This is a genomic window from Ensifer meliloti, from assembly GCF_030064585.1.
GTDB classification, from domain to species: domain Bacteria; phylum Pseudomonadota; class Alphaproteobacteria; order Rhizobiales; family Rhizobiaceae; genus Sinorhizobium; species Sinorhizobium meliloti.
Genome location: NZ_CP120365.1, coordinates 3,245,234 through 3,261,830, shown reverse-complemented (window position 1 = coordinate 3,261,830; position 16,597 = coordinate 3,245,234). Strand labels below are relative to the sequence as shown.

General features: G+C 64.2%; 17 protein-coding genes. 8 read left to right on the top strand and 9 right to left on the bottom strand.

The genetic code is table 11. The features are described from left to right. Positions 1 to 95: 95 nt before the first annotated feature. Positions 96 to 1,193: a chorismate synthase gene (aroC, locus tag PZL22_RS22540; RefSeq protein WP_003532341.1), complete on the bottom strand. Its 1,098-nt coding sequence runs from the start codon at positions 1,191 to 1,193 to the stop codon at positions 96 to 98. Between the two features lie 440 nt (positions 1,194 to 1,633). Here aroC and PZL22_RS22535 point away from each other — a divergent pair, with 440 nt between their 5' ends. Continuing rightward, positions 1,634 to 1,894, top strand: a complete 261-nt coding sequence (locus PZL22_RS22535) for a DUF1344 domain-containing protein (protein WP_003532345.1) — start codon at positions 1,634 to 1,636, stop codon at positions 1,892 to 1,894. 10 nt (positions 1,895 to 1,904) lie between these two features. On the opposite strand, the gene PZL22_RS22530 is transcribed toward PZL22_RS22535, so the two are convergent. The 4 genes from PZL22_RS22530 to PZL22_RS22515 all read right to left on the bottom strand — a co-directional run bounded on the left by PZL22_RS22530 (position 1,905) and on the right by PZL22_RS22515 (position 5,369). Next, positions 1,905 to 2,489, bottom strand: a complete 585-nt coding sequence (locus tag PZL22_RS22530) for a histidine phosphatase family protein (protein WP_003532346.1) — start codon at positions 2,487 to 2,489, stop codon at positions 1,905 to 1,907. Positions 2,490 to 2,633: 144 nt separating this feature from the next. After that, positions 2,634 to 3,452 (bottom strand): enoyl-ACP reductase FabI, encoded by an 819-nt coding sequence (gene fabI, locus PZL22_RS22525; RefSeq protein WP_003532347.1) that lies wholly within the window; start codon positions 3,450 to 3,452, stop codon positions 2,634 to 2,636. Between the two features lie 200 nt (positions 3,453 to 3,652). Then, on the bottom strand, positions 3,653 to 4,708 hold the full coding sequence (locus tag PZL22_RS22520; RefSeq protein ID WP_027992628.1) for a DnaJ C-terminal domain-containing protein: 1,056 nt from the start codon (positions 4,706 to 4,708) through the stop codon (positions 3,653 to 3,655). A gap of 205 nt (positions 4,709 to 4,913) precedes the next feature. Next, on the bottom strand, positions 4,914 to 5,369 hold the full coding sequence (locus tag PZL22_RS22515) for an RT0821/Lpp0805 family surface protein (protein WP_284718570.1): 456 nt from the start codon (positions 5,367 to 5,369) through the stop codon (positions 4,914 to 4,916). A 141-nt stretch (positions 5,370 to 5,510) separates the two neighbouring features. On the opposite strand from PZL22_RS22515, the gene pdxH reads away from it, so the two are divergent. Next, on the top strand, positions 5,511 to 6,131 hold the full coding sequence (gene pdxH, locus PZL22_RS22510; protein WP_003532354.1) for a pyridoxamine 5'-phosphate oxidase: 621 nt from the start codon (positions 5,511 to 5,513) through the stop codon (positions 6,129 to 6,131). A gap of 23 nt (positions 6,132 to 6,154) precedes the next feature. Here pdxH and PZL22_RS22505 read toward each other — a convergent pair whose 3' ends face one another. Then, positions 6,155 to 7,213, bottom strand: a complete 1,059-nt coding sequence (locus PZL22_RS22505) for a polysaccharide deacetylase family protein (RefSeq protein WP_003532355.1) — start codon at positions 7,211 to 7,213, stop codon at positions 6,155 to 6,157. A 210-nt stretch (positions 7,214 to 7,423) separates the two neighbouring features. On the opposite strand from PZL22_RS22505, the gene PZL22_RS22500 reads away from it, so the two are divergent. Then, on the top strand, positions 7,424 to 8,653 hold the full coding sequence (locus PZL22_RS22500; protein WP_033048953.1) for a D-alanyl-D-alanine carboxypeptidase: 1,230 nt from the start codon (positions 7,424 to 7,426) through the stop codon (positions 8,651 to 8,653). Positions 8,654 to 8,795: 142 nt separating this feature from the next. Here the strand turns inward: PZL22_RS22500 and tldD are convergent, their stop codons facing one another. Both tldD and PZL22_RS22490 read right to left on the bottom strand, forming a co-directional pair. Then, complete coding sequence (tldD, locus tag PZL22_RS22495) at positions 8,796 to 10,211, bottom strand: metalloprotease TldD (RefSeq protein WP_003535824.1); 1,416 nt, start codon at positions 10,209 to 10,211, stop codon at positions 8,796 to 8,798. A gap of 102 nt (positions 10,212 to 10,313) precedes the next feature. Further along, positions 10,314 to 11,513, bottom strand: a complete 1,200-nt coding sequence (locus PZL22_RS22490; RefSeq protein WP_003535823.1) for a winged helix-turn-helix domain-containing protein — start codon at positions 11,511 to 11,513, stop codon at positions 10,314 to 10,316. A 133-nt stretch (positions 11,514 to 11,646) separates the two neighbouring features. Between PZL22_RS22490 and PZL22_RS22485 the strand changes: the two genes are divergently transcribed. The 5 genes from PZL22_RS22485 to PZL22_RS22465 are packed head-to-tail and all read left to right on the top strand — an operon-like array spanning position 11,647 to position 16,199. Continuing rightward, positions 11,647 to 12,327, top strand: coding sequence for an energy-coupling factor ABC transporter ATP-binding protein (locus PZL22_RS22485; RefSeq protein WP_284718569.1), 681 nt, complete (start codon positions 11,647 to 11,649; stop codon positions 12,325 to 12,327). Next, on the top strand, positions 12,321 to 12,926 hold the full coding sequence (locus PZL22_RS22480) for a CbiQ family ECF transporter T component (protein ID WP_003535821.1): 606 nt from the start codon (positions 12,321 to 12,323) through the stop codon (positions 12,924 to 12,926). Before PZL22_RS22485 ends, PZL22_RS22480 begins: the two co-directional genes overlap by 7 nt. Before the next feature lie 31 nt (positions 12,927 to 12,957). Beyond that, positions 12,958 to 13,521, top strand: coding sequence for a biotin transporter BioY (locus tag PZL22_RS22475; protein WP_003535820.1), 564 nt, complete (start codon positions 12,958 to 12,960; stop codon positions 13,519 to 13,521). A gap of 4 nt (positions 13,522 to 13,525) precedes the next feature. Then, positions 13,526 to 15,022: a class I adenylate-forming enzyme family protein gene (locus PZL22_RS22470; RefSeq protein ID WP_284718568.1), complete on the top strand. Its 1,497-nt coding sequence runs from the start codon at positions 13,526 to 13,528 to the stop codon at positions 15,020 to 15,022. Further along, positions 15,006 to 16,199 (top strand): thiolase family protein, encoded by a 1,194-nt coding sequence (locus PZL22_RS22465; RefSeq protein WP_003535817.1) that lies wholly within the window; start codon positions 15,006 to 15,008, stop codon positions 16,197 to 16,199. Before PZL22_RS22470 ends, PZL22_RS22465 begins: the two co-directional genes overlap by 17 nt. Here the strand turns inward: PZL22_RS22465 and PZL22_RS22460 are convergent. Further along, positions 16,187 to 16,588 (bottom strand): acyl-CoA thioesterase, encoded by a 402-nt coding sequence (locus PZL22_RS22460; protein ID WP_003535815.1) that lies wholly within the window; start codon positions 16,586 to 16,588, stop codon positions 16,187 to 16,189. The genes PZL22_RS22465 and PZL22_RS22460 overlap by 13 nt on opposite strands. Positions 16,589 to 16,597: the final 9 nt, after the last annotated feature.

The following is a 16,597-nucleotide window of genomic DNA, read 5'->3' as shown; positions in this document are numbered from 1 at the left end:
CTTGTTTGCGCAATTCCAGACGGAAAACCGCTGCGCACCTTTTCCTGCAGCGCCGCGCGTCTTTCAGACGCGCAAAGGCCGCTGCAGCAGTGGAGTTACTTCAGCCGCCCGGTCTGACCGCGGTCACGCAGATAATGATCGGCGATGGCGCAGGCAAGCATGGCCTCCCCGATCGGCACCGCCCGAATGCCGACGCAGGGGTCGTGGCGGCCCTTGGTGCGCACGTCGACCTCCTTGCCGTCGCTGTCGATCGAACGGCGCTCCGTGAGAATGGACGAAGTCGGCTTGATGGCGAAGCGCGCAACGACCGGCTGCCCGGTCGCGATCCCGCCCAGAATGCCGCCGGCATTGTTGGACAGGAAAACCGGCTCGCCCTGCGCCCCGATGCGCATCTCGTCGGCGTTCTCCTCGCCGCTGATCTCGGCTGCGGCAAAGCCGTTGCCGATCTCGACGCCTTTGACCGCGTTGATGGACATCAGATTGGCGGCGATATCCTGATCGAGCTTCGCATAGATCGGCGCGCCGATGCCCGCCGGAACGCCTTCGGCAACCACCTCGACCACGGCGCCGATCGACGATCCCGCTTTGCGGATGCCGTCGAGATATTCTTCCCAGACGGGCACGATCGCCGGGTCGGGTGCGAAGAACGGATTGTTGTTCACTTCCGTCCAGTCCCAATTGGACCGGTCGATCCGGTGCTTGCCGATCTGGACGAGTGCACCGCGGACCACCAGGCCCGGCACGACCTTGCGCGCGATAGCGCCCGCCGCCACGCGCGCAGCCGTCTCGCGCGCCGAGGAGCGGCCGCCGCCGCGGTAGTCGCGGATGCCGTATTTCGCATCGTAGGTATAGTCGGCATGGCCGGGACGGTATCGCTTGGCGATCTCGGAATAATCCTTGGAACGCTGGTCGGTATTCTCGATCATCATCGAGATCGGCGTACCGGTCGAAATCATCGTCTCGCCGTCGTCATCGAGCATCACGCCGGAAAGGACCTTCACAAGGTCGTCCTCACGACGCTGGGTGACGAAGCGCGACTGGCCGGGCTTGCGCTTGTCGAGCCAGGCCTGGACTTCGGCGAGCGTGAAGCGAATTCCGGGCGGACACCCGTCGACGACACAGCCAAGTGCGGGACCGTGGCTTTCGCCCCAGGTCGTGACGCGGAAAAGATGACCGAATGTATTGTGCGACATGGCGGCTACCGAACTCCGGATCGCGAAGATGGCCGATGGACCCCTCGCGTCTATTCCAATCACCCCGGAGCCGCAGCTGGCCCGCTCCGAGGGCCACGCGTCAGACGCGCGTGCCCTCTCTTAGTGGAAAGCGGGCACGCGGGAAAGTCCTTCTGCGGCGGCGGCTGGCGCGGGTGCCATCTCCCCTGTTCCCCAGGCTTGGCGCCTTAAGGAAGATGCCGTGAAATTCCCGTGGAAAACCCGGCGAGAGCGGCTGCCGCAGAGCCGCTCCGCCGCTTTCACGGAATCATCGGGTTGTAATTCTCTGAACCGGCCTTCACCCTCCCATGCGGTGGGCAACTGCATCGAAAAAGCAACAACATAGGGCTACTTTTGCCACAATCGGGGATCAAAGCGTGAGGACAACAAAATTCGCAGAATCATTGAAGAGGGCAAGAAGGATGCGATTTGTCATTGCCACGCTCATGGCCACCGCAAGCCTGCTTTCGCCGCTCTCCGCGCTTGCCGAGAGTGCCGACGTCGAAGCCGTGATCACCAGCGTCGATACCGACCGGCTGAGCCTCTCCCTCGATGACGGCAAGAGCTACCAGGCGCCAGAGGAGTTCAACTTCGAGGGGCTGGAGGCCGGCGTCAAGGTGCTTGTCTTCTACACCGAGGTCGACGGCAAGCGCGTCATCAACGACCTGGAGATCCTTCAGTAGGTTTGCGGCGTCAGAGCCAGCCTATCGAGCCATCCACGATTTTCAGCAGGCGGTCCTGCGGTATCGCAGCGGCCGCCGCCTCATCGGCATCCATCTCCCCAAGCAGCTTGAACAATGCCCTGATAACGCCGCCATGGCTGACGCAGACCGTAGGCCGCGTTACGCTCCTGAGCCAGGCACCAACACGCCAGGACAGGATTTCGTAGCTCTCGGCGTCAGGACCGGGCGGAATGAAATCCCATTTCGCGACGCGCCTCTCCGCGATCCGCTCGGGCACGAGCCGCTTCAGTTCGGGAAGCGTGTAGCCTTCCCAGTCGCCGAAGGACACTTCCTTCAGACGCTCGTCGGTGCGGTAGGCCAAGGGATCGAGATCCATCGCCCGCCGAAGACGCTCCATGGTTTCGCGCGTACGGCCGAGCGGGCTGCTGACGAAATCGAAGTCGGCCGCGCCGCTCCCGATGATCCTGCTCAACGCGACGCCGTTCCCGGTCGCCTGCTGCCGCCCGGTCTCGTTGAGGGGGATGTCCTTCTGACCCTGAAGGCGGCTCTCCGCATTCCAGTCCGTTTGTCCATGGCGAACCATGTAGATGAGCACAATGTCCACTCCGGGCGAGCCGCCGCGATCCCTACCGCACAATCCGCAAACCGCAGCCGGTTTGAAGATAGAACATGCAGCAGTTCAAAGTGTTACAGCCGCCATGCGGCCGAAGGACGCATGGCGGCTGTCGAGCAAAGGCTGTCAATCCTTCAGAACGCTGATGTCCGGCGCGTCAACGGCCTTCATGCCGACCGTGTGGTAGCCGGAATCGACGTGATGGACTTCGCCCGTAACGCCGCTCGACAGATCGGAAAGCAGGTAGAGGGCAGAATTGCCGACCTCCTCGATCGAGACGGTGCGCTTCAGCGGGGCGTTGTATTCGTTCCACTTCAGGATGTAGCGGAAATCACCGATGCCGGACGCAGCAAGCGTCTTGATGGGACCGGCGGAGATCGCGTTGACGCGGATGCCGCGGTTGCCGAGGTCGACCGCCAGATAGCGAACGCTTGCCTCGAGGGCCGCCTTGGCGACACCCATGACGTTATAGTGCGGCATAACCTTCTCGGCGCCGTAATAGGTGAGCGTCAGTATCGAGCCGCCGTCGTTCATGACGCGATCCGCACGTGCGGCGACCGCCGTGAAGGAATAGACCGAAATGTCCATCGTACGCGCGAAGTTGTCGCGGCTCGTATCCAGGTAGCGCCCCGTCAATTCGTCCTTGTCGGAAAAGGCGATCGCGTGCACAACGAAATCGATCTTGCCCCACTTCTCTTCGAGGGCCGAGAATACGGCATCGATCGTGGCGAGGTCGGTCACATCGCAATGGCCGGCCATGAAGGCACCAAGCTCCTGCGCCAGCGGCTCGACGCGCTTTTTCAAAGCATCGCCCTGCCATGTCAGCGCGATTTCAGCCCCTGCCTCGGCCAAGGCCTTCGCGATGCCCCACGCAATCGAGCGATTGTTTGCGACGCCCATGATGACGCCGCGCTTGCCATTCATCAGACCCGATGCCTGAGCCATGGAATGTCCCCAATACTGTCTGCCTCCACCAGCTGCTGCCGGTGGCAAAATTTCACAAATGCCAGGATGCCGCGCCTCCTGCAGCGGGTGCGGCAAATTGTCGAGCATTGCCTATGGCATAGGCGCCACAGCGGTTCAAGCAGGAGGCGGATCAGGAACTGTTAGTCCCCGTAATATTGGTTCAGCTTGTCAGAAAAGCTTCATAAAAAGAGGCCGTCACGTTGGGATCGCATGAGGTCCGTCACCTTGTCGTCCGGTTTTTCATGCAGCACCACCCGCAATTCGACGATCAGGTCGCCGCTTTCCCCGTCGGCGCCGCGCAAGCCCTTGCCGGCGATGCGGATCTCCTTGTCGGAGCCCGACCAAGCCGGTACGGCCACCGTGAGCGGTCCGTTCGGTGCCTCGATCGTCGTTTCGCAGCCGAGAACCGCGTTCTGAAGATCGATCGGCAATGTGGTGACGAGGTCGAGACCGCGGGTCCGGAACGGGCCGTCCTGACTGAGGCGCAGGGTTGCCACCACGTCGCCGCGCGCCATCCCGGCAACACGGTAGCCCTGCTCCTTCAGGCGGATCGCCTGGCCGTCCGTCGCGCCGGCCGGGATGGGGACCTTCAGCAGCTCTCCATCCGGAAGCTCCACCGGCACGCGCGCGAGATTGATCACGTCTTCGACGCTGGCGTGAACGTCGACGGCAAGATCGGGCACCTTCTCGGCCGTTTTCGCGATGCGTCCGCGAATACGCTGGACGATCGCCGCGACCAGATCCGCCGCCGGCATGATCGAGCGACGGGCAAGCGCGTCGGCTTTCGGCTGCTCTTGTTTTGCTTCGGCGGCAGGCTCGGTTTTGGCTTCCACCGGCGCACGTTCCCTTTCGGCGGGACGCGCGGAAGACTTCGGCCTCGCGGCAGTGGCCTGCGGCTCGACGCCGAATATGCGCGAAATCGCTTCCTCGGCCGTTTCGGCGCCGACAGGCTCGTCCGGCACCTCCGCGCCTCGCATCTTCTCCTTCATCGCCTCCATGCGACGAAGCTCCGCCTCGCGCCGCGCCCAGTCGTAGCGGCTTCTGCGCACCGGGTCGCGAAGCAGCTCATAGGCCCTGCCCGCTTCCGCGAAGCGCTCGTTGGCGGTGGGATCGTCCTGGTTGTGATCGGGGTGGACCGCTCTGGCTACGGAGCGCCAGGCCGCCTTGATTTCCTCTTGCCCGGCGGTGCGACGCACACCAAGAATTGCATAGGGATCGCGCATGGCTGCTATCATTTTCTTTACTCGGCGGTCCTTCCCCGGATGCCCGCCTGACACCTCACGACGATCGAAGAGGGTCTGGGAAAACCTTCTCCGTCCACGAGAGATGATCGGGCGAAGTTGCTAACTATCGGTTAGTCGGAGGCGGGGACGCGCTGCCGAAAGCATCGTCCGGGACGCTTCGCCGGCCGCTTTGCGGCAATATGGTTAACCTGCGATTTCAGCTCCGCGGGCCGAAGCTCGTCAGGTACCATTCCCCGTTGCCGAGCTGGCAGGTGTTGCCATCGAACTTGGCAATGCCCTCGAAGGAGTGCCGGGTCGTCGTGAAGCGGCGGCAACGCATGCCCGAGGCATGGTCTTCCTGGATGCTGCTGATGACGCCGGCGCTGCCGGAATTCGCATTGGCCCAGGGGATGGTGCTGTCGTGGCCCTGACTGATGTCGGCAGAGGTAACGAGGTCGCGCACGGCTATGGCATCGGAAAGGCCGTCGGATGTCTTCGCCACCGGCACGGTTCCGGTCGAGACCGAACGATCGACGCCCGATCCCCCGAAGACGTCGAGGCCCGCGCCCATGCACCCCGGCAGAGCGAGAATCGTCACGCAAATTGCCGCGCTGCGCAGCAATGCGAAGGAAAGACCCTTCTTGCTATCGTTCCGCTTTGCTATGTCTTGCACGGCAATCCTGTCAGACTCGCCAGAGCGCACCACGTCCCGAGGAAGTCCGCAGGCAGGCTCTGACATTATTACGATGCGGAAACACCACTCGGGCTCATCCCGAAGCGTTCCCGCGCCAGACACACGGCATTGGAAAACAATATGACCGCGAACGAGTTAATAACCGGTGACTTCACGGAAGCAAGCGAGCCCTTTTCCCTTTTTGGCACATGGCTGAAGGAAGCCGAAAAGAGCGAGGTGAACGATCCGAACGCCGTCGCCCTTGCGACCGTCGACCCGGATGGCATGCCCAATGTGCGCATGGTCCTGCTCAAGGGGTTCGACGAACGCGGCTTCGTCTTGTACACGAATTTCGAGAGTCAGAAAGGCCGGGAAATGCTCGCGACCCGCAAGGCGGCCCTGTGTTTCCACTGGAAATCGCTGCGCCGCCAGGTGCGTCTGCGCGGTCCGGTCGAAATCGTCTCCGACGAGGAAGCCGACGAATATTTCATGAGCCGGCCCCGCGGCAGCCGCATCGGCGCCTGGGCATCGAAGCAGTCACGGCCGCTCGAAAGCCGCTTTGCGCTGGAGAAGGCCGTCGCCGAGTACACGGCGCGGCATGCGATCGGCGAGATTCCACGTCCGGACTACTGGTCCGGATTCCGCATCCGGCCGCTGTCGATCGAATTCTGGCACGACCGCCCCTTCCGGCTGCACGACCGTGTCGAGTTCCGCCGCGAAACGCCGGATGGTGGTTGGACGAAAGTGCGGATGTATCCCTGACGAAAAGACGCTGCCACCGCGCCTCAACCTGCCCGGCGGGCAAGGAGCCGGAACGGGATGCCGGAACCGAGCGCGGTCACATAGCGCGCGGCCTGGAAATGGCCGTTGAGCGAAATCCGCGGCAGCGCATGAGGATTTGCAGCCTCGGACAGCATGCCGGGCTGCGTCGTCACCGCCACGGCAAATCCGAGTTCCGCCGCCAGCAAATGATCGCGGGGCGAAACCGCGAGCCTGTCTCCATAGGGATAGGCGAAGCTAGAGGGCCGGCGACCGGTGATCGTCCTGACGCGTTCGGCGGAGGCTGAAATTTCGCGGCGCGCCTCGTCGTCGCCAAGCCGCGCGAGTGCGCGATGGCTGACCGTGTGCCCGCCGAGGCTCGCAAGCGGACTTCGGATCAGGCTCCGGAGACCCTCCTCGTCGAGCGTCAGACGCTCGGTGATGGCCAGCGGGTCGATGCCGTGCTCGTGCGCGGCCTTATTCAGTGTCGCGAGCGCATGGGCCTCATCGCTGCCATGGACATAGGCGGCGACCCGATCGAAGGCGGCCTGCTTCTGCGCAAGGTTGTCGCTCGCTACTGCTTCCTCACCTGCGCCGAAATCGAAACGAAACCTGCCGCAGACGGACAGGAGATCGGCGATCGTTTCCCACCAGAGCGTATGGCTGCGGTCGAGATAACCGGCCGTGACGAAAACGGTGAAGGGCACGCCGTGGCGCTCGAAGACCGGCAGGGCGTGATCGAGATTATTGCGGTAGCCGTCATCGAGAGTGAAGCAGGCGAAGGGCCGGTTATCGACGGAAGCGAGGCAGGCGGGCAGGTCATCCAGCGGGACGAGGCGATAGCCGTCCCGCTTCAATGTCACGATCGCCTCTTCGAGGAATGCCGGTGTGATTTCCAGGTGGGCGTTGGGATCGAAAGCTCGCGGAACCTTCGGGCGAACATGATGCAGGGTGAAGATCGCCCCGCGCCCGCGAGCCGCGCCCATCAGCCGCGCCCGCGCAAGCAGATGCGCAGCCTCGAGCCCGCCGGTGATAGCGGTGCGCTTGGCATGGTAGCGGACCAGACCCGCGAAGCCGTGTTTCATCTTCTTCCGTCTTCTCAAATCGTCATGTCGAGCTTGGACAGGCGCTGCGGCCCGGACGGTAACGTCTGCGGGGTTAAGCCTTGCTGAATCGGCCGGGCGATGCGAAAGAGCGGGCCGCGTCTGGGCGGCGAGGTTGCAACTACGCCTTGAGCCTGTCAAAACAGCGTACCGCGTCGATATCGGCCGCACATCTCTATGAGGGGGAGTTCGATGACGAGCTTTCGATTGGCTATGGCGACGATCGCCGTGCTTTTCTTCGGCGCCGTTCAGGCAATGGCAGGCAACGCCTCGCTTGTCGTCGACGCTCGGACGGGCCGGGTTCTCTCTGCCGAAAACCCCGACACGCTCCACCATCCCGCGTCTCTCACCAAGATGATGACGCTCTACATGACCTTCGAAGCGCTTCACCGCGGCCAGATCGCCTGGAAAACGCCTGTGCCCATGTCCGCGACCGCTGCACGCAAGCCGCCGACGAAGCTCGGCGTCAAGGCCGGAGGAACGATCACCGTCGAAGAGGCTGTCTACGGCATGATCGTCCGTTCGGCCAACGACGCGGCGGCAGCGATGGCCGAGCGGCTTGGCGGTTCCGAGGAAGGCTTCGCGAGAATGATGAACGCAAAGGCGCGCCAGCTCGGCATGAACCGCACATTCTTCGTCAACGCTTCGGGTCTGCCGGCAAGCGAACAGGTGACCACGGCCCGCGACATGGCGCGGCTCGCCGTGGCACTCATGCGACACTATCCACGCGAGTACCGCCTGTTCTCGGTCCAGAGTTTCGCCTTCCGCGGCCGTGTGATCCGAGGCCACAACAATCTGATGTATCGATACCAGGGGATGGACGGTATCAAGACCGGCTACACGCGGGCCTCCGGCTACAATCTCGTAAGCGCGGTGAACGACCGCAACCGACGCCTCATCGGCGTGGTGCTCGGCGGGCGGAGCGCGCGAAGCCGTGATGAGAAGATGGCGGCGCTCCTCGACCAGCACCTGGGCAGGGTCTCCTCGCCCGGCCGCCCGATGATCGCAGCGGCAAGCGCACCCCGCCTGGCCGACGTGGCAAGCTTGCCCGGCGTTTCCTTGTCTTATGTGGGTACCCAGCCCGCGGTCGAACCTGTCGCCGCAGCGCCGATGGCCGGTATCGTCCCGGCGGACCGGCCAACCGCGGTGGCGGCCGCGAGTACGGCACCACCGGCCGGCGGTTGGCGCATTCAGATTTCCACCGCACCGACGGCGGAAGGTGCGCGCAAGATGCTCGTCGAAGCGCAATCGGCCGGCGGCGCAGCCCTTCTCGGCGCCGCCCCCCACACCGAGACCGAAGGCTCGGGCGGGGCCTATCGCATAGGTTTCGCAGGCTTCGCCAGTCGCGAGGCGGCCGCGACCGCCTGCAGCATCCTGAAAAAGCGGTCCTATGACTGCGTCTTGCTTCCTGATGGGGGGTGAGTCCGCAACTCCTCCGCTCCTCATTCCTGTGCTCGTCACAGGAATCCAGCCAGACCAAGTCCTTGGGCTGAAAAAACTCTTCCGCGCCGCAGACGCGGCGCTGCTGGATCTCTGTGACAAGCACAGAGATGAGGGAACGTTGTCAGGCTTGCGTGCCGCCGACGGTGATCTGATCCATGCGCAGGTGCGGCTGGCCGACGCCGACCGGGACCCATTGGCCGGCCTTGCCGCAATTGCCGATGCCGGTGTCGAGCTTCGTATCGTTTCCGACCATCGTCACCCGCTTCATCGCATCCGGACCGTTGCCGATCAGCATCGCGCCCTTGACGGGCGCTCCGACCTTGCCGTTCTCGATCGAATAGGCCTCGGTGCAGCCGAAGACGAATTTGCCTGAGGTGATATCGACCTGGCCGCCACCGAAGGAGACGGCATAGATGCCCCTCTTCACCGACGAGATGATTTCATCGGGCGTGCGGTCCCCGGCAAGCATGTAGGTGTTGGTCATGCGCGGCATCGGCACGTGGGCGTAGCCCTGGCGGCGGCCGTTGCCGGTCGGTTCCATGCCCATCAGACGGGCGTTCTGCCGGTCCTGCATATATCCGACGAGCTTGCCGTCCTCGATCAGGACATTGTAGCCGGACGGCGTTCCCTCGTCGTCGATCGAGATGGAGCCCCGCCGGGCTTCGATCGTGCCGTCGTCGACGACCGTGACGCCCTTCGCAGCGACCTGCTCGCCGAGCAGCCCGGCGAAAGCGGAGGTCTTCTTGCGGTTGAAGTCACCCTCCAGGCCGTGGCCGACGGCTTCGTGCAGCATGACGCCCGGCCAGCCGGAGGCAAGCACGACGTCCATGGTGCCGGCCGGCGCATCGATCGCCTCGAGATTGATGAGCGCTTGCCGCAGAGCCTCGTCCGCTCCGCTTTTCCAGTTTTCCTCGGTTATGAAATCGCCGAAGCCGCGCCGTCCGCCGATACCGAAGGAGCCGCTTTCCTGACGGTCGCCCTCGCCGACCACGACGGAGATATTGATCCGCGTCATCGGCCGGACATCGTGGACGCGGTGCCCGTCGGCTCTCAGAATATCCACGACCTGCCAGCTCGCCGCGACAGTCGCGGTCACCTGGCGGACCTTCGGCTCCTTGGCGCGCAGATAGGCGTCGATCTCCTGAAGCAGCTTGACCTTGGTCTCGAAACTCGGCTCGCCGATCGGGTTCTCGTCGCCGTAAAGCTTCTTGTTGGTGCGCTGCGGGGCTGCCGCGTAGGAGCCGGAATAGCCTCGGGTCACCTGCTCCACGGCATCCGCCGCCCTCTTCAGGGCCGCAAGCGACAGTTCGCCGGCATGGGCGTAGCCGACGGCTTCGCCGGCGACGGCGCGCAGGCCGAAGCCCTGGTCTGTGTTGAAACTGCCACCCTTCAGGCGGCCGTTGTCGAAGGAAAGCACCTCCGCCTGCGCATGTTCGAGGAAGAGCTCGCCGTCATCGGCGCCGGCAAGCGTTTCGGAGAGAACCTTGCGGACCGTCGCCTCGTCCGCATCGAAGAGGCTCATCAGGTTGGTGTCCATGGTTCTGCTCCCTGCCGTGAAGGATTGGGTCGTGAAACTTACTGGCTCCATTTAGGGAGCGCCGGCCCGCAAGCCAAGAAAAAACAAAGCACGAAAAATCGGTCAGGAAAGGGCAGCGTTCCAGCCCTCGAGCAATTTGACCTCCTCGACGCCGGCAAAGCGGGCGATGCGGTCGAGTTCGGCCATGAGTTTTTCCATCCGGCCCGAAGAGGGTTTGACGCCACGTTCCAGCCAGAGGCGCCGAACGTCGAGGCTTCCGCGCTTGCGGTCGGCTTTCATGTCGATGCGGCCGATCATTCGGTCGCCTTCGAGCAGAGGGAAGACATAATAGCCATATTCCCGCTTCGGCTCCGGTACGAAAACCTCGATACGGTAGAAGAAGTCGAAAAGCCGTTCGGCCCGGTTCCGGTCGCGCAGCAGCGGGTCGAACGGGCTCAGCACCCGGACGCGGGCGGGCGGGTCGGGAATGTCGCCGAGCCCGTCGGGAAAGCCGGCGAAGGCAAAGGACGGGCGCGGCTTGCCGCCATTGGCAGGCTCGATGACGATCTCGCACAGTTCGTCGCGATGGCCGGCGACCCAGTCCTTCGCCTCGTCCGGCGACACGAGATCCCAAAAGGCTGCGATCTCGCCGTGGGTGGCGAAGCCCAGCCGCTCGAGCGCGCTGCGGCAGGCCCAGTCGATGAACTCCTCATGCGCGACCTCGCCGTCGTAATGGCGGGCGGGAATGACGCGTTCCGTCAAATCATAGACCTTCTGGAAATTCTCGCGCCGGGCGATCGCAAGCTTGCCCTGGCGCCAGAGCACCTCGAGAGCCGTCTTCGACGGGTGCCAGTTCCACCAGCCGCCGGATTCGTGGCCGTCCTCCTTGAGGTGGCGCGCCATGACGGCGCCATTGTTCGCGATCCTCGCATAGGTCTCCTCGCAGCCCGCATCGAAGTCTTCTCCGCGCCATTTGCGCCAGCGCTCGCGGAGCGTTTCGCTCTCCCATTTAAAGCGATGCTTCCAGTAGACGAAGAAGGTGCTCGGTATGATCGAAGCGTCATGGGTCCAATGTTCGAAGAGTTCGCCGTCCTTTTCCAGGAGCTCGGCCAGATGCTCGCGGCGATAGGTCTGATTGCGGGAAAAGAGAATCTGATGATGGGCCCGCTCGACGGTCGCTATGCTGTCGACCTGCACGAAGCCGATGTCGTGAATCAATTGCAGCAAGCCGTCCTTGCCGAGCGCGCGATGCGGCGCGGCCGAGAGCCCCTGCTTGGCGAGGAAGATGCGCCGGGCATCGCGATTGGAAAGGCGAATCGTCATGAACAGAGAGTAGGCTTTTATTCCCAAGTTTCAAACGTCAGACGGCAATAGATGTATTGTCCGCACTACATTGCCCTTTACGATCGACTTGTCCTATAGAGCGATCACGCAAAACATCGCGAGGATCGACGGCTTGGAAATCCGCTTTACCGATTGCTCGGTCAGCTTCGGCGAACGGGTCGCGCTTCAACCTTTGAGCCTCGCCCTCGATGAGCGGCGGGTCGGCGTCATCGGTCTCAATGGCTCCGGAAAGACCACATTCGCACGGCTGATCAACGGGCTCGTCAAGCCGACGACCGGACGGGTCAAGGTCAACGGCCTCGACACGGTCGAGGACGACAGGGCGGTGCTCACTGAGGCCGGCTTCATCTTTCAAAATCCGCAGCACCAGCTGATCATGCCGATCGTCATCGACGATATCGCCTTCGGGCTCAAGAATCGCGGGCTGCCGGCGCATGAGATCTCGTCGCGGACCGAGGCGGTCCTTGCACGCTTCGGCGTCAGCCATCTCGCACGAAGGCGGGTGCATGAGCTTTCCGGAGGCGAAACGCAGCTCGTCGCCATGGCGAGCGTCATCGTCACCGGGCCGAAAATCCTGATCCTCGACGAGCCGACCAATCAGCTCGACCTCAGAAACCGCCGGATGGTCGCCGAGACGATCGACACGCTCCACGAAGACACGATCGTCATCACCCATGATCTGGCGCTTGCCGAGAGCGCCGAACGGGTCCTGCTTTTCCACGAGGGCCGCCTCCTTGCCGAGGGAGCGCCGGACGAAACCATCCGGCGCTATCACGAGGTCGCCGGATGCTGACGAGCCTCTATGTCGAGGGAGCAAGCTGGTTTCACCGCGTGCCGGTGCGCGCCAAGCTCGTCGCGCTCGCCGTCTTGAGCATCGCGCTCTTTGCGACGGACTCACCCTTCCTGCTGCTACCTGCCTTTCTCCTCAGCGGCTGGCTTTATCTCTCGCTCGGGCTGAGTCCGCGCGAAGCGCTGTCGCGCGTCGGTTTCGTTTTCTTCACCATACTGATCCTTGCCGCGGTCAATCTGTTCCTCGTTCCCGTGCCGCAGGTCGCGGCGCTCGTCTTGCGGCTGATGGCTCTCGTGCTCTTCGCCGCTGCGGTCACGGCGACCACGACGATCGGCGCTTTCATGGACGAGATAACGATCCTTCTGAAGCCGCTGGAGCGCCTCGGTCTCCTGAGGGCGGCAGATGTCGGCCTGGCGCTTGGCCTCGTGTTGCGGTTCGTGCCCGATATCTTCACCCGGTATCAGGCACTCGCCGAAGCGCATCGGGCACGCGGGCTGCCGGTCCGGCCGTTGACCGTCATCGGCCCGCTGATCATCCTGACGCTGAAAGATGCGGACACGATCGCGGCCGCCATTGACGCGAGGGGATTTCGCCGTCAATAAATTCGCGCTTTCTAATAAGAGGTAGGACTATATGAATACCAGAGATCTCGTCCTCGTCGCGCTTTTCACTGCCATCATCGTCGTGCTCGGCCTCGTACCGCCGATCACGCTCGGCTTCATTCCCGTTCCGATCACGGCGCAGTCGATGGGCGTGATGCTCGCCGGCTGCATCATCGGCGCGAAGCGCGGCGCGCTCGCCTTCCTCCTCCTCGTCCTGCTCGTCGCCATCGGACTGCCGGTGCTCTCGGGCGGCCGCGGCGGGCTGGCCGTCCTCGCCGGTCCTTCGGGCGGGTTCATCTTCGGCTGGGCAGTTGCCGCCCTCGTCACCGGCCTGATCGCCGAGCGCTTCGTCCAGTCCACGAGTTCGGAAGCGCGCCAGTTTGCCGGCTTCTTCCTCGCCTCGGTCCTTGGCGGCATCGTCGTGCTCTATGGGATCGGCGTTCCGTGGCTTTCGGCCGTCACCGGCACGCCTCTCGCGGCCGCCGCAACCGGCTCGCTTGTCTTCATTCCGGGCGACCTGTTGAAAGCCGCGATCGCGACGCTCGCCGCCCGGGCCGTCTACGCCGGCTACCCGCTGCTGCCGGCGCGCGTCTGACGCAGTGCCGCTCGCAGAGGCAGTCGCGCTCCATGCGAGCGAACGCCCGCATTCCCCGGCCTTCCGCATGGAAGGCCGGGTTTTCACCTATGGCGAGCTTGCCGTGGGAGCCAAGCGCATTCTCTCGGCCGTTCAACGATCGGCAGCAGAGGCGACGGAGAGAAGCATCCTTTCCGGGCCCGTGCGGCTGGTTGCGCTCGAAACCGGCAACCATCCACTTTTTCCTGCGGCTTTCATCGCTGCGACCGCGGCCGGCCATTGTGCCGCTCTGATCGACCCGCATTTGCCGGAGATCGTGCGCCGGCGAATGAAAGAACGGCTGCGGCCGGAGATCGTCATCCGCGCCGAAGGCGATCTCTTGCGCATCGATGTGTCATCGGCAGGACAAAGCCGTCTGCTGCAAGGCGCCTCCGATGCTCCGCCTCCAATCCCCGCCGGCGACGGCGGTGAACCCTTTCTCGTGGTCTTCACCTCGGGCACGACCGGTGAACCGAAGGCGATCATCCGCAACCGCCGCTCCTGGCGGGTGAGCCTTAAGACCGGCCAGGGCTTTTTCGGGCTCGGGCCGGAGACAACGACTTACGCGCCGGGACCGCTGGCGCACGGCCTGACGCTCTACGCGCTTGCGGAAACCTTGACGGCCGGAGCCGAATTCGTCGGCGCCCGGCACTTCGAGGCGGATCAGGCTTTGGCCACGATTGCGGCCACCGGGGCGAAACGGCTGGTGCTGGTGCCGACGATGCTGCGGCGGCTATGTGAGCGCGCGGCCGGTTCGCCGTTGACATCAGTCGGACAGATTACCGTTGCCGGAGCCAAGCTCACGCCGGCGGATCGGGAGGCGGCGAGACGCGCTTTTCCGGAGGCTCAGGTCACGGAATATTACGGCGCCTCGGAACTCGGCTTCATCAGCGTTTCCCAGGCGACGGACAGGCACACGCCCACAGCAGTCGGAAAGGCCTTTCCGGGCGTTCGCCTGGAGATCCGGGACGAGAGAGGCGAGCGCCTTCCCGCCGGAGAAACAGGCACGATCTTCGTCGAAAGCGAACTGATATCCGACGGTTACATCGCGGGCGGCGACGGAGCGGGATTCCGCCGGGAAGGAAAGCTCGCGACGGTCGGCGACCTCGGTTTCCTTGACGAAGACGGTACGCTGCACCTCATCGGCCGGGCGGGCGGAATGGTGGTCTCGGGCGGGAACAACATCTTTCCATCGGAGGTGGAGACCGCGATCCAGGGGGCCGGCGGCGTGAACGCGGCCTTTGTCTTTGGTCTCGATCATCCGGATCTCGGCAGCGAGCTTGCGGCGGTGATCGAGCCTGGCGACGGATTCGATCATGCGGCACTCGAACGTCATCTTGCCGCCGACCTGCCGCGCTACAAGCGCCCGCGCAGGATATGGCTCTGCCGGAAGATGCCCATGACCGCCTCCGGCAAGGTCGCGGCCGGGGAGCTTCGCCAATGGATTGCGACGGAGAACAGCGCCCTTGAACGCCTCGTCTGACCCCGCTCGCACCCCGGTCGTTATCGCCGCGCTGCGGACGCCGATCGGCCGCGTCAACGGCAGCCTTGCTGCGGTCGAACCGGCAAGCCTTGCCGCCTTGCTGATCGAAAGGATCATTGCGGATACGGGCATCGACCGGGCAGAGATCGACGACGTGCTCGTCGGTAATGCCGCCAACAGTGCCGGCAATCTCGCGCGCCTGGCCGCCCTCGAGGCAGGATTGCCCGTCGCAATTCCGGGCGTCACCGTCGACCGTCAATGCGGTTCGGGGCTGGAGGCGATTGTCCTTGCGGCCCGGCAGATCCAGGCCGGCGCGGGGCGCTTCTACCTTGCCGGGGGCACCGAGAGCGCCAGTCGCGCCCATATCCGCCTTCGGCCCCCGCTCACGCGCGGCGAAGAGCCTCAGCCGGTCAAGCGCGCGCGGATGGCTCCCGACTCGATCGGCGATCCGGATATGGGCGTTGCGGCGGAGAACGTCGCCACTGCCTGCGGCATCTCGCGTGAGCGGCAGGATCGTTTTGCGCTCGAAAGCCACCGACGCGCCGTTGCGGCCGAAGCGGAGGGCCGGTTCTCGCGCGAGATCGTGCCCGTGCCGACACCAGAGGGGCCGATCGCCAGGGACGAATGTCCTCGCGCAAACGCCTCTGCCGAGACGCTCACGCGACTGAGGCCGGTTTTCGTTGCCGGCGGCACCGTCACCGCCGGAAATGCCTGCCCGGTCAATGACGGCGCGGCGATGGTACTGATGACGAACCTCGCGGAGGCGCGGAAGCTCGGTGCGCGCTTCGGCCTCGCTTTCACCGATGCTGCGACGGCCGGCGTCGAACCGAAGCTGCTCGGCCTCGGCCCCGTCCCCGCCATGGCGAAGCTTCGCGCGCGCAATCCCGCGCTCGATGTGGCCCGCATCGATTTCATCGAATTCAACGAGGCCTTTGCCTCGCAGGTTCTCGGGAGCCTCGACCAGCTCGATATCGCACCCGAACGCGTCAATCGCGACGGCGGCGCGATCGCGCTCGGCCACCCCTATGGCGCTTCCGGCGCCATTCTCGTCGTCCGGCTGTTTTCGCAGATGTTGGCGGCTTCATCCCCGGCCGAGGGGCTGGCCATGATGGGCATCGGCGGCGGGATGGGGATCGCCGCCCACTTCAGCAGCTGCAGACCGGATCAGGCGGCATAGCCGGCGAGCCATTCCCGGGTGGGAGCCGGCAGCTGTACCGGTTGATGGCGGGCACGGTCGACGGCCACCCAGACGATCTCCACCTCGGCAGCAAGTTTGTCGCCGGTCTCGACGCGCACGGCAAAACCTATCGAGCTGCCGCCGATCTTCGCGACGGTGACCGTAAAGCGCGCGGGCTCGTCGAAGCGCAGACCGCGATGGAAGATGCAGGCGGAGCGGCGGACGAGATAGGCCGGTTCTTCCGCGATTGCCGGCCGGTGCCGCCAGAGATTGGCAAGTGCGGCCTCCGCATGCGCATAATAGGCCGCATTGTGCATATGGCCGTGCATGTCTATATCGCGGAACGGAATGCGAATTTCCGTGACATTTTCCCGCTCTGTGCCGTCCATGCGAGGCTC

Bases quoted from the DNA above. Each gene is read 5' to 3' on its own strand.
- PZL22_RS22490 (WP_003535823.1), bottom strand. From the start codon at position 11,513: ATGACGATTCGCCTTTCCAATCGCGATGCCCGGCGCATCTTCCTCGCC.
- PZL22_RS22480 (WP_003535821.1), top strand. From the start codon at position 12,321: ATGCTGACGAGCCTCTATGTCGAGGGAGCAAGCTGGTTTCACCGCGTG.
- PZL22_RS22505 (WP_003532355.1), bottom strand. From the start codon at position 7,213: ATGAAACACGGCTTCGCGGGTCTGGTCCGCTACCATGCCAAGCGCACC.
- PZL22_RS22475 (WP_003535820.1), top strand. From the start codon at position 12,958: ATGAATACCAGAGATCTCGTCCTCGTCGCGCTTTTCACTGCCATCATC.
- fabI (WP_003532347.1), bottom strand. From the start codon at position 3,452: ATGGCTCAGGCATCGGGTCTGATGAATGGCAAGCGCGGCGTCATCATG.
- PZL22_RS22500 (WP_033048953.1), top strand. From the start codon at position 7,424: ATGACGAGCTTTCGATTGGCTATGGCGACGATCGCCGTGCTTTTCTTC.
- aroC (WP_003532341.1), bottom strand. From the start codon at position 1,193: ATGTCGCACAATACATTCGGTCATCTTTTCCGCGTCACGACCTGGGGC.
- PZL22_RS22460 (WP_003535815.1), bottom strand. From the start codon at position 16,588: ATGGACGGCACAGAGCGGGAAAATGTCACGGAAATTCGCATTCCGTTC.
- PZL22_RS22535 (WP_003532345.1), top strand. From the start codon at position 1,634: ATGCGATTTGTCATTGCCACGCTCATGGCCACCGCAAGCCTGCTTTCG.
- pdxH (WP_003532354.1), top strand. From the start codon at position 5,511: ATGACCGCGAACGAGTTAATAACCGGTGACTTCACGGAAGCAAGCGAG.
- tldD (WP_003535824.1), bottom strand. From the start codon at position 10,211: ATGGACACCAACCTGATGAGCCTCTTCGATGCGGACGAGGCGACGGTC.
- PZL22_RS22520 (WP_027992628.1), bottom strand. From the start codon at position 4,708: ATGATAGCAGCCATGCGCGATCCCTATGCAATTCTTGGTGTGCGTCGC.